Here is a 12,521-nt window from a genome sequence, read left to right as displayed (position 1 = left end):
AAAGCTATTTAATGTAAAATATAGAATGTGAAACTTAAAATTTCGTGGGCATTTAGGTATGAAAGACTTAAATTTATATTATTTAAAACTACTTTTAGTAGTTTTTACATTCATTCTACATTCTAAATTTTACATTTTTAATTGAGCGACAGCACCTATTTTATTTTAAATTTAGTTTCTGATTGAACTAAATTAATTTCTTTTTTTGATACGGAATCTATTTTTATAAAATAATTTCCTTTACTTATTATACTAATAAATTTTAATAATATTTTTTCATAACCTTGAACTTCCATTTCAACCATACCATTATCCATATTACGAACCCATCCTGTTAAGTTAAGGTTAATTGCATTCATTTGACAAAAATATCTAAAACCTACACCTTGAACTCTGCCTTCAACAATAATATAATATCTGATCATAATATCACTCCTTTATTAGAATAATTATAAAAATTATATCATAAATACAAGATTATTATGAAGAAAGGATTAATAATTTATATGAAAAATGGTATAATTTAGATGAGGATTTTAAAAAGAGGGGGAGTATTATGGAAAAGTCATTAGTACTTATAAAGCCAGATGCTGTAGAAAAAAACTTAATAGGAAATATAATTAGTAAATATGAAGAAAATAATCTTAAAGTAGTTGCACTAAAAATGCAAACGATATCTAAGGGGTTTGCATGTAAGCATTATGAAGAACATATTGGTAAAAGCTTTTTTGAACCATTAATAATGTTTATAACTAAAGGGCCCTTATGTGCATTAATTTTAGAAGGAGAAAATGCAATTGAGAAGATAAGAGAAATTAATGGTAATACAAATCCGGAAGAAGCTAAAGAGGGTACCATAAGAAGATTATATGCATCCAATAATAGGGAAAATTGTGTTCATGCCTCTGATAGTACTGAAAGTGCTAAAAGAGAAATTAAATTATGGTTTGGAGATTCAAATTTATAAATTAAGAAAAGGTGGTTAAGACATCACTTAATTTAGAATATAAAATAAAAAATTATGGTAGTGATTATATTGAAACACTACCATAATTTTTATTGTTTGAAGCCTGCTATTAGCAAAGTTTACATTAATCGTATAATTCAATTTTAATATTGTGATGGTATTTACTCTAATCTATTTTTACTTTTAGCCATGCATCATCATATAGTTTTATTTTGTTTCCTAAGTCTGTAAATATTTCGCATTTATCAAGAACTTCATCAGGAGGATAAACAGTTTCATCTTCTTGAGTTTCTTCATCTAATAATTCATAAGCTGCTGTATTAGGTGTTGCATAGCCTATATATTCAACATTTTCTTTAGCATTTTCAGGTTCTGATAAGAAGTTTATAAACTCTTCAGCTTCAGATTTGTGTTTAGCTCCTTTTGGTATAACCATAACGTCAAACCATTTATTAGAACCTTCTTTTGGAACAACATATTGAAGGTTTAAATCAGGAGCTTCTTCTTGAATAAATATAGCATCTCCAGAATAAACAGTAGCAAATGTTGCTTCACCATTAATCATCTTATCTTTAACTTCATCCATAACATATGATTGAACTAATGGTTTTTGTTTTATTAATTCTTTAGCAGCTTCGTCTAATTCGTCTTTATCAACTGAATTTAATGAATAACCAAGTTTAACTAAGGAAATCGCAAGGGTGTCTCTTATTGAATCAAACATAAATATTTCACCTTTATATTTAGGGTTCCATAAAATATCCCAGCTATCTACAGGATCATCAACTTTATCAGCATCATATATTATACCTATTGTTCCCCACATATAAGGAACAGAATATTCATTCTTAGGATCATAAGGAAGATTTTTGAAGTCTTCACCAATATTTTTATAGTTTGGGATGTTATTAAAATCTATTTTTTCTAACATATCTTCGTTAATCATTTTTTCCACCATATAATCAGAAGGAAAAATTAAATCATATGTACCGGGACTATTTTTAACTTTTTGATACATGATTTCATTAGATTCATAGGTATCATAGATTACATCTATACCTGTTTCTTCTTCGAACTTTGAAATTAAATCCTCATTTATATAATCCCCATAGTTAAATACATTGAGGGTCCTTGTACTTTTAGAGCTATCTTCATTTTTAGAACATCCTACAAAAGATGAGGATATTAAAAATAATGAAGATAAAATAGCAATAGACTTCTTAAGCTTCTTCAATTTTATCACCTCTTGATGTAAATTCTTTTCTATTAGCAATTAATAGAAGAGTTAGAACAGTTACAAACATTAAAGTAGAAAGGGCATTAATTTCAGGTTTAATACCTCTTCTTGCCATAGCAAAAATTTCTATAGAAAGGTTTGTAACTCCTGGGCCAGCTGTGAAAAAACTAATAACAAAATCATCAATAGACATTGTAAATGCCATTAGCATACCAGCAAAGATACCAGGTTTAATTTGAGGTAATATTATTTTTCTTAATGTATAAGACGGTGTAGCTCCTAAATCTAATGCAGCTTCTTCAATATTTTCAGGTAATTGTCTAAGCTTTGGTAAAACTGCTAATATCACATAAGGAATATTAAATGTAATATGAGCTAGTAACATTGTAGTAAATCCAAAATCTAATTTTGTAAGTGGTCTAATGAATATAAATAAACTCATTAAGGCAATACCAGTTACTATATCAGGATTTAATACAGGCAGATAATTTATATTTAATAAAAGGGCTTTTTTAGGACCTTTCATTTTATTTATTCCAATTGCTGCTAAAGTACCAATTATTGTAGCTACTATAGAAGAAATAACAGCTATAATAACTGTAAAGAATAAAGCTTGCATAATTCTTTCGTTCTTAAAAAGCTCACCATACCATTTAAATGTAAAGCCTGACCATTTTCCCATAGTCTTAGAATCATTGAAGGAGAATACTATTAAGGCAACTATAGGTGTATATAAAAAGATAAATACTAATAATAAATAAAACTTTTTAATAAAATTTTCTAGTTTCTTTACCATAATTGACCGCCTCCTTCTTTAGCATCAGAATTATCAAATTTACTCATTATAGCCATAGAAATTAATATTATTATCATCATAAATATTGAGATAGATGAACCAAAGTTCCAATCACCCATCATAGTAAATTGTTGTTCAATTAAGTTACCTAAAAGCATATATTGTCCGCCACCAAGTAATCTAGATATTACAAATGTAGAAACAGCAGGCATAAATACCATAGTTATTCCTGAAACTACTCCTGGCATACTTAATGGAAGTACTATTTTTCTAAATATTTCACTTCTATTTGCACCTAAATCAGCAGCTGCATTTAATAAGTCTTTATCCATTTTTGTTAATACAGTATAGATTGGTAGTACCATGAATGGTAAAAAGTTATAAATCATACCAAGTATTACAGCACCATCATTATATAAGAAAGTAAAAGGACCAACTCCGAAATATCCAAGAATATTATTTATAAATCCGTTTTTGCCTAATATAGGTAACCAAGCATAAGTTCTAAGTAAGAAGTTCATCCACATAGGTACTATAAAAAGCATTATTAAAATGTTACCTTTAGAAGGTTTCATTTTAGATATAATATATGCAACAGGATATCCTAAAACTAAGCACCATATTGTAGATAATAAAGCAAGCCATAAGCTTCGTCCAAAAACCTTTATATATTGAGGTTGAAGTAGTCTTGTAAAGTTTTCTAAGGAGAATGCATAGTCTCCCTCAGGTGTTGTTACAGTAAAGCCGAAGAATAGAACTATTAATAAAGGAATTACAATAAATAGGGCACTCCAGATTATAAAAGGAGATGCAGCAATGTTTCTATTAGCTTTCTTTGCCTTACTCATTATTTGAAACCTTTCTCATAATATGAATATCTTCTGGATAAATATCTAATCCTATAACAGAATTTACTTCTGCAAATTTAGTATTATGGATTATCCATGTATTACTTCCTTCTTCAACTTCTATTTCATAATGAACACCTTTAAAAATTATTGATTTAACAGTTCCTTTTATCATTCCTTTATGAGGAGATACAATTTTTATATCTTCTGGTCTTATAACTACATCAATTAATTCGTTTTGCTTAAATCCTTTGTCAACACATTCGAAAGTTTTATTACAGAATTCTACTTTAAAATCTTCTAACATAGTACCGTCTAAAATGTTACTTTCACCTATAAAGTCAGCAACAAAAGCATTAGCTGGTTCATTATATATGTCTTCGGGAGAACCCATTTGCTGAATTTTACCTTTGTTCATAACTATGATAGTATCAGACATAGTTAAAGCTTCTTCTTGGTCATGAGTTACAAATATAAATGTAATTCCAAGTCTTTGTTGTATTCTTTTAAGTTCAATTTGCATTTCTTTTCTAAGTTTTAAATCAAGTGCCCCAAGAGGTTCATCTAAAAGAAGAACTTCAGGTTCATTAATTAAAGCTCTTGCAATTGCAACTCTTTGTTGTTGACCACCACTTAAGGAATCAACACTTCTTTTTTCAAAGCCTTCTAAAGAAACTAACTTAAGCATTTCTTTAACTTTTGAATCTATTTCATTTTTAGGAGTTTTTTTTATTTTCAATCCAAATGCAACATTTTCATATACATTCATATGAGGAAATAAAGCATATTTTTGGAATACGGTGTTTACTTGCCTTTTATATGGAGGTAAAGTTGAGATATCAGTTCCATTAAATAAAACTTCACCTTTATCTGCATCTTCAAATCCAGCAATTATTTTTAATGTTGTTGTTTTTCCACATCCACTAGGGCCAAGTAATGTTAAAAATTCATTCTTTTTAATGTTTAATGAAAGGTTGTCTAAAACACAATTATCTTTAAAGGTTTTAGAAATACCTTTTATTTCAATTATATTTTGTTTCAAAATAAACACCTCTTTCTATTGAATTAAAATGATGGTGGAGTACTTACCCAAATAACTTTGGCTTGTGTTTTTCCTCCGTTTGAAATATAGTGATTAGATCTAGGCTTAAAATAGAAGCTTTCTCCCTTTTTAACCTTGAACTTCTTTTTACCTAAATGTAATAGTATAGTTCCAGATAAAACAAAACCAAATTCTTCACCTTCATGAGGTTCTTCTTCTATATATTGCCCACCTGGTTCTAAAGTTATCATGATTGGTTCCATTTCATTTTTTTGAGCATTTGGTATAAGCCACATTAGCTTATACTTTAAATCTTCATTTTCAGTTTCAAACATATCTTCATATGTATATGCAACCTTTTCCTCACTAGCATCACTAAAGAACTCTGTAAGATTAGTTCCAAGTATTTCTAGAATATCTATTAATGTTGCTATTGATGGAGAAGTTAAATCATTTTCTACTTGAGATATGAATCCTTTAGATAGTTCGCATCTATTGGCAAGTTCTTCTTGAGTTAATTGCTTTTCAATACGTAATCTACGTATCTTTTCTCCGATTTCCACAACTACACCTCTACTTTAATAAATTTTATAATACTAAACCTTAAGTTTAAAATTACTAAACAAACAATAGATATTATATATTTTAATTTGATATAAATCAATATTTTTTCTAAAAAACTTATAAAAATTTATATGAAAATTTTATCTTGAAAGCATTGATTCTATTAAAGTACGCTAGATTGGTATGCAATTTAGTTTAATAAAACAACACTAAAAGTTTAGTAATACTAAATAAATTTCAGGTGATTTAAATTTTCTGAAATTATCAAATTATTAAAAAGTATAGTGAAAACCTATATTTTCAAATTATTACCTGTGATGAATTGAATTAGTATTATTAAAAAAAAATTAAATTTAAATTACTTAGTTATTATATTCTTTTCATATAACTTGATTAAACATTAATTTTATGAGATAGTAATCTATATATTGACTGGAAAAATAGAGTAAATATTTATAGGTGATATAATGAATGAAAAGTTAAGTTTATATAGAAGAAATGGAAAGATAGCTTATATAAGGAAACCTAGCTATGAGGAACTATCCTTTGTTAAAGAATTATGGGGAAACAAAGAGAATATGGGAGAGGTTGGTGCGGCATATTCATTTCCAAGAGAAAAATGGGAAATGTTTTATAAGAAAATGATACAACCTACAGATGGGAAAAATTTTTATTGCTTGGTATACACACTTGATGATAAGGCTATTGGAGAAGTGAGTTTTCATGGATACAATTCTGCAACTAAGGTAGCTAGAATAAATATAAAAATACATCATGAATATAGAAGAATGGGATATGGAGAAGAGGCCTTAAGGTTATTATTGGAGTATTATTTTTTAGAGTTCGGGGGAGAAGCTATAATAGATACAGTAAAATTGAATGAGGCTAAATCTTTATTAAAGAAAGTTGGATTTGAAGAGATAAATAATTTTAGAAAGCAATACACATATAAATTAACTAAGAATAACTTTTTAAATTGTAAAACAAATAATAAGAAAAAGATTGCTGTTTTAGCGTATGATGATATGGATATAGCGGAATATTCAATTGCATTTAGTATATTTGCAAAGATAAATGAAATTTTAGAGGATGATTACTTTAAAATACATTCAGTATCAAGTAAAGCAAAAATTAAATCAAATAATATAGATATAACAATTGATAAAATAGTAAGTATAGATATATTTAATCCAAACATAGTTATAATTCCAGGGGGAATGGGGGCATCCATAGCTACTAATGATAATATTCTGATGAATTATATAAGAGAAAGATATAATGAGTGTGACTATATAACTACTTTTTCAAATGGAATTTACTTTCTTGATAAGTTTAATGATATAAATGGAGTTGCAATTCCTGAATCTAAATGGAAAATAGAAGGGGCAATTGAAGTTAAGAGATCATTTGTTGATAATGGAAAATTAATGTTTGCTTCAAATATGATTGGAATTATAGAGCTCTGTATAGAAATTGTTAAGAAATTAGTAGGTGAAGACATAAGCAAGAAGTTATATAAAGAACTTGGAGCCAAGTAATTAAGTAATAAAGAGAACTATTTATGAAATCTAACAAAATATATAGAATTATATGAGATATACCTGTTAGATATATGTATATATTTTACTAGTAGATATTTAAATGGATATTTTACTCAAGGAAATCATTACTTAAATGCAAATGTATTTAATAGGGAACTTTAATAGACAATTTCTTATGTAGAACTTATAATGAATAGGAGAATATAAGTTGTTGTTAATTGTCCAAAAGAGGAGAAGATAAATATGCTAAAAGGTAGAATTCATTCAATCGAAAGTATGGGGCTAGTTGATGGACCAGGTATTAGAGTAGTAGTATTTTTTCAAGGTTGCAAATTAAGATGTCTTTATTGTCACAACCCAGATACATGGAGTGAAAATGAAGGTGATGAGTATACTTCAGAAGAACTAGTTAAAAAAATAAAAAGGTTTAAAAGCTATTTTACTACTTCAGGTGGAGGAGTTACTTTTTCAGGTGGAGACCCATTAAGACAACCAGAGTTTTTATTAGAAGTTCTTAAGGAATGTAAGACGGAAGGAATACATACGTGTTTAGATACATCAGGTGTAGGGTTTGGAGAATATGATGAAATTTTAAAATATACTGATTTAGTATTATATGATGTCAAGCATTTATCAGAAGCTGGATATAAGGATATGACAGGTTTTAAAATAGATGAAACAAATAAATTTTTAGATGCATGCAAAAAGTCAGGTACTAAGCTTTGGATAAGACAAGTAGTTGTACCAGGAAAGACAGATAGTGAAGAGTACATGCAAGAACTTAAAGAGTTTATTAATTCATTAGAAAATGTTGAAAAGGTAGAATTATTGCCATATCATTTATTAGGTGTAAATAAATATGAAACATTAGGATTAAAATATAGGTTAGATGGAACTCCAGCTATGGATAAAGAAAAGTGTAAATTACTTAAAGAAAAGTTTTTTAGTGAGTTTTAAAATCTATTTTAAGCAATAATAAATCCCTAGAGGCTATTCTAGGGATTTATTATTAAAAAATTATTTTTTTAATAGATTTGAAAAATATCCTGCAGGAATTAATCCTTTTTTCATACCTTGAATAACTGTTAAATAAGTAGCAGCTGTATCAAATCTAGCATCATGGTAGTTTCCACTACCTTCAAATAATTCATTTGCCTTATTTGTTATTTGATCTTCAGAAATTTGAAGAAAATCTATAACTTCTGCAAGCTTAGGATTTTTTATATTTCCAGATGGACTTGGTAAGTTACAAGGAGACTTATAATATGCCATAGTACAAAATGTATTTTTAGGCTCCCAAGTTGTATCTATAAGCCCAGCTTCCCAAAGTTGTTGTAATTCATGTTTTAAAAATTTTATATCGAATTGAACGTTATGTCCTATTATAAAGTCTGCATCGAAGAAATCGGGCATAAACTCATGGACACAATCTAAAAATTCTTTACCTTCTGAAAGGTCATATAATTTTTCAAGTGAAAATCCATGAATAGCCTCAGCACCTTCATCCATACTATCTACTGTAAAGAAGAAGTTTTTTCCAGTAGTTTTTTGCGGTTTAACTGAAGCATCTATAACTATATAACTTAATTGACATATATTACCTGGCTTTATGCTAGTTGTTTCTGTATCAAAAAATAGTAATTTCATTTTATCCTCCTAAGATTAAGTTTCTTATTATATAATAACATAAATTTAAAAAAAGTCCTAAAACATAATTATTGAACTATATGACCAGCTTAATAATAAAAAAATAACTAATAGAAATCTATTAGTTATCTTTCTTATTTATTTTCCTTCAAAAGCTTTAGAGATAACCTTTAATAATTCAAGACAAGTTTCTAATGTCTTTTTATTATCATCTAAGGCTGGATTAAATTCTACAAAATCCATAACTCTAACTAATGAAGTGTTAATTATAGTTTCAATTACTTTTTTTCCTTCTGAAAAGGTTAATCCATCTTCTACTGGAGTTCCTGTTCCTGGAACATAAGAAGGGTCTAGACTATCAATATCAAAGCTAAAATGAATGTTTTTTACATTTTTCATTTTAAAAGCTTCTAAAAGTTCTTTTAATACAATTTCTATGCCCTTAGTTTTAATATCTTTCATGGTCCATACGTTAAGATTATATTCCTTGATTAATTCAAGTTCACCTAAATCTAAGTCTCTGCAACCTAATAAAAATACATTTTCAGGTTTAACCTTTTTGCTAGAAGAATAAAGGGTAGTCAAAATTTCATGGCCTATTCCCATTGAACTAGCTAAAGGCATTCCGTGAATGTTTCCAGATGGGGAAGTCTCGTGTGTATTTATATCACCATGAGCATCCACCCAAACTACTGCAAGATCTTCATCAAAAAATTTACTGGAGCCAGCAACACTACCTATAGCAAGTGAATGATCTCCACCTATAACTAAAGGAAGATATGATTTACTTAATGACTCATAAACTTTATCAGCTAGTCCAACATTTGATCTCACAACTTCATCTAAATACTTCATTTTTGCGTTAGCTGCGTATTTATCATTTGAAGAAACATTTTTTACATGAACTTCGCCCATATCACAGACTTGGTGGCTTTTATTAAAGATATCTAGAAGGTTGTTCTCTCTTAAAATTTTTGGCCCATTTTCAACTCCAGGATTATCACATCCGTAGAATATAGGCATATCAATAATACTAATATTCATAAAACAAACCTCCGATTTGGAATAATTTTTTAGGGCAATAAATATATATTAATAGCTTCAAATCGATATGTAAATAAAAAAATGTGAAAAAATTATTACAATTACACAATTTTTAAATATATTATGAAAATATTAACTAAATACATATTATAATTATACTTTTTTGTCTTAAAATGTGAAAAAAAATCAAAATAGAAAGAAAAAAATTATAAATTCTATTTTGACCTATATAAAATTATATGTATGCGATGATGAAGTAATTTCTGCTATCTCTAACAATTTATTTAGAATTGCATAACTATTTTCTAAGTATATATTTTAATTTGATATTCATTCTATATGTTTACATATGATTTAGCTAATATACAATTGTTGAGGCCCTGAAATCTCTTCTACTATTACTAAGTAGAATAAATAAATTGTAGAATATAAATTAATAATAGTGTTTACTAAATAAATTAGTTTATAATTTATTTATTCCCTTATTAAAATTTGTTATTCCTTATTTATAAAGCTAAAAAAGGAGCATGTGCTCCTTTTTGTTAATAAAGTTCTTTATTATGATATCATTTCACTTAACTTTTGTAGTGCTTCTTCTCTTGTATCAAAAGAAAATTTATGTTCTTTAATGTAGTCTTGATCTATTTCTGGCAAATTTGATAATGGTTTAGAGTCGGAGTAAACTTTCTTTTCGGACTCAATTATATTACCATCAGAATCTGTTTTGAATAAGCTTATAAAACCATTTTCTTCACCTAAATAGTATTTATTAGATTCAAATTTACTTGTATTTGTAGCGTAATCTCTTGTGTAAACTAATTTATTAGTATCCCATTCAGAAAGAATATATCCTTGTGTTGATAGTTCTTCACTTAAATCTTCTTTAGTAAGATTTTCGCTTAATTTTAATTTGTTTTTTAAATTAATTAGATTTTCAGCCATATCTATATTATCATTTGTTTTTAGCATTATATAGATATTATCATCTAAATATTTATTATTCTCGCTATATACAGCTTCATTTTGAGTATCTACATTAGTTATATCTCTATTTGGATTAGTTATATAATCAGTTATAAAGTAACTTAAGCAAAAGCAAATTGCTAATAATGAAATAAATGAAACTAGCATAGCGGCTTTTTGTTTTTTACTAATATTCTTTTTTGTGGATTTCAAGTTTGAATTATTATTTAAATTATCCATATTTATCACCCCTTGTTCCTATTATTAACAGATGAGTATAAATTTAAACATTAAAAATAGAAAAATATAGTGTTTTTTAGATATTCAATATTAATAGTAAATTTTGTAATATAGCAAATAATTTATATATGGGCAGAATAGGTGTTTAATTAATCAATAAAAATGGGTGAATATAAAAGTATTTTAGTAGAAATAATGTAGATATATAATTTAAAAAATATAAATATGAAGAATAATATAGTTTGTTATTTATTTGTAACAAAGATGACAAATAAATTTAGTATAATATAATGGATATTGTTGTAAAAATAATGGACTTGGTTATATAATAATAAAGTAGAGGGAGGAATTAGGATGAGTGAAAATGATTCAGTGAAAAGAAAAAGTTCTAAAAGGAAGAAAAAAAATAATAAGAAAATTATATTAATATCTGTCATAAGCGTATTAGCAATAATTATAGCAACAGTTTGGGGGTACTATAATCATATTAGAAGTAAAATTTATGTTGAATACAAACCAGAAAGTAAGAAAGAAGTTAATTATAATGAGGTAGATGGAATTACTAATGTTTTATTAATAGGAACTGATGGTAGAACCTTAGATGAGCCAGCGAGGTCAGACTCAATTATTATAGCTACATTAGATAATAACAATAAAAAAGTTAAGTTAACTTCAATAATGAGAGATACATTAGTTGATATACCTGAATATGGAGAAAATAAAATAAATGCTGCCTTTGCTTTTGGAAGCTCAGAAGAAGATGATAAGGGCAAGCTTAAAGGTGCTGAAGGTGGAGCAGCCTTACTAATGGATACTATCGAACAGAACTTTGATTTGCATTTAGATAAATATATTATAGTAAACTTTTGGGGATTTGAAGCTATAATAGATGAAATTGGTGGAATTGAAGTAGATATAAAAGATTATGAAATAGATGAAGTAAATAAATACATAGGTGAATCAACAGGCGTAAACTCTCCGCCAATTACTGAAACAGGACTTCAAAAGGTAAATGGACAACAAGCTTTATCTTATGCAAGAATAAGGTATGTTGGAAATGGAAATTTTGAAAGAGGAGAAAGACAAAGCAAAGTATTACATGAAGTTGCTAAAAAATTAAAGGAAGTAAATCCTTTAAAATATGTAAGCATAGCTAATACTTTGTCAGAGCATGTTAAGACTAACATAGATATACCAGAAGCATTAAATTTAGCTTATACAATTTATAAGTTACCAAGTTTAGACTTTGAACAATTACAAATACCACAAACAGAGCTTATTGCAAGAGATAATTTATATAAAGACAGAGGATGGTGCTTATTAATAGATTTTGAACAAAACTCTAAAGTATTACATGATTTTATTTTTAATAATAAGCTACCTACCCCAGATGAGTTTGATTTATTAGCTGTTGAAAATGTGGCAGCAGCTTATAATGCAGAAGAAGCAAGATATAATTCTATATATAATATAAAACCAGAAGAATATAATGATAGGAATACTGAAACTATTCCTGAGCCAACTCCAGATAAAGATGTTGTGAAACCACCAGCAAATGGAGGAAATGGAACAACTAATCCACCAGCAAATGGAGGAAATGAAACAACAAAACCAACACCAAATGAAGATAAT

Annotated in this window: 13 protein-coding genes; 4 read left to right on the top strand and 9 right to left on the bottom strand. The window is 27.4% G+C overall.

Annotated features, from left to right (window positions below; all coding sequences use genetic code 11):
• Nucleotides 1-155: 155 nt before the first annotated feature.
• Nucleotides 156-425 (bottom strand): acylphosphatase, encoded by a 270-nt coding sequence (locus J7M87_RS06855; protein WP_291649974.1) that lies wholly within the window; start codon nt 423-425, stop codon nt 156-158.
• A gap of 131 nt (nt 426-556) precedes the next feature.
• Here J7M87_RS06855 and ndk point away from each other — a divergent pair, with 131 nt between their 5' ends.
• A complete protein-coding gene (ndk, locus tag J7M87_RS06850; protein ID WP_291649972.1) occupies nt 557-967 on the top strand; it encodes a nucleoside-diphosphate kinase in 411 nt (136 codons plus the stop codon).
• A gap of 166 nt (nt 968-1,133) precedes the next feature.
• Here ndk and J7M87_RS06845 read toward each other — a convergent pair whose 3' ends face one another.
• Genes J7M87_RS06845 through J7M87_RS06825 form a run of 5 tightly spaced genes read right to left on the bottom strand, consistent with a single transcriptional unit; the run spans nt 1,134 to nt 5,453 of the window.
• On the bottom strand, nt 1,134-2,201 hold the full coding sequence (locus J7M87_RS06845) for a spermidine/putrescine ABC transporter substrate-binding protein (RefSeq protein ID WP_291649970.1): 1,068 nt from the start codon (nt 2,199-2,201) through the stop codon (nt 1,134-1,136).
• Entirely contained in the window at nt 2,188-3,000 is an 813-nt protein-coding gene (locus J7M87_RS06840; protein ID WP_291649968.1) for an ABC transporter permease, read from the bottom strand. Before J7M87_RS06840 ends, J7M87_RS06845 begins: the two co-directional genes overlap by 14 nt.
• A complete protein-coding gene (locus J7M87_RS06835) occupies nt 2,994-3,848 on the bottom strand; it encodes an ABC transporter permease (protein ID WP_287596863.1) in 855 nt (284 codons plus the stop codon). The genes J7M87_RS06840 and J7M87_RS06835 overlap by 7 nt, the downstream gene beginning before the upstream one ends.
• The gene (gene potA / locus J7M87_RS06830; RefSeq protein ID WP_365844825.1) at nt 3,841-4,893 is read right to left on the bottom strand and encodes a spermidine/putrescine ABC transporter ATP-binding protein; all 1,053 of its coding nucleotides are present in this window, start codon (nt 4,891-4,893) and stop codon (nt 3,841-3,843) included. Before potA ends, J7M87_RS06835 begins: the two co-directional genes overlap by 8 nt.
• A 20-nt stretch (nt 4,894-4,913) precedes the next feature.
• Nucleotides 4,914-5,453 (bottom strand): XRE family transcriptional regulator, encoded by a 540-nt coding sequence (locus J7M87_RS06825; protein ID WP_291649961.1) that lies wholly within the window; start codon nt 5,451-5,453, stop codon nt 4,914-4,916.
• 468 nt (nt 5,454-5,921) lie between these two features.
• Between J7M87_RS06825 and J7M87_RS06820 the strand changes: the two genes are divergently transcribed.
• Both J7M87_RS06820 and pflA read left to right on the top strand, forming a co-directional pair.
• The gene (locus J7M87_RS06820) at nt 5,922-6,992 is read left to right on the top strand and encodes a GNAT family N-acetyltransferase (RefSeq protein ID WP_291649959.1); all 1,071 of its coding nucleotides are present in this window, start codon (nt 5,922-5,924) and stop codon (nt 6,990-6,992) included.
• Between the two features lie 246 nt (nt 6,993-7,238).
• Nucleotides 7,239-7,952 carry a pyruvate formate-lyase-activating protein gene (gene pflA, locus J7M87_RS06815; protein WP_291649957.1) on the top strand — a complete coding sequence of 238 codons (714 nt, stop codon included), beginning with the start codon at nt 7,239-7,241 and terminating at the stop codon, nt 7,950-7,952.
• A gap of 60 nt (nt 7,953-8,012) precedes the next feature.
• Here the strand turns inward: pflA and J7M87_RS06810 are convergent, their stop codons facing one another.
• The 3 genes from J7M87_RS06810 to J7M87_RS06800 form a co-directional block, all read right to left on the bottom strand.
• Complete coding sequence (locus J7M87_RS06810) at nt 8,013-8,642, bottom strand: 3'-5' exonuclease (RefSeq protein WP_097033964.1); 630 nt, start codon at nt 8,640-8,642, stop codon at nt 8,013-8,015.
• A gap of 138 nt (nt 8,643-8,780) precedes the next feature.
• Nucleotides 8,781-9,686 carry an arginase gene (gene rocF, locus J7M87_RS06805; protein ID WP_291649953.1) on the bottom strand — a complete coding sequence of 302 codons (906 nt, stop codon included), beginning with the start codon at nt 9,684-9,686 and terminating at the stop codon, nt 8,781-8,783.
• A gap of 558 nt (nt 9,687-10,244) precedes the next feature.
• Nucleotides 10,245-10,889, bottom strand: a complete 645-nt coding sequence (locus J7M87_RS06800; RefSeq protein ID WP_291649951.1) for a hypothetical protein — start codon at nt 10,887-10,889, stop codon at nt 10,245-10,247.
• A gap of 354 nt (nt 10,890-11,243) precedes the next feature.
• Here J7M87_RS06800 and J7M87_RS06795 point away from each other — a divergent pair.
• Nucleotides 11,244-12,521 (top strand): LCP family protein (locus tag J7M87_RS06795; RefSeq protein WP_291649949.1); only part of this gene is annotated, 1,278 nt, incomplete at its 3' end.

It is taken from the genome of Clostridium sp. (assembly GCF_017888565.1).
Classification (GTDB): Bacteria; Bacillota; Clostridia; order Clostridiales; family Clostridiaceae; genus Clostridium.
Note: the sequence above shows the minus strand (reverse complement) of the source record. Positions and strands in the feature narration are given on the sequence as shown.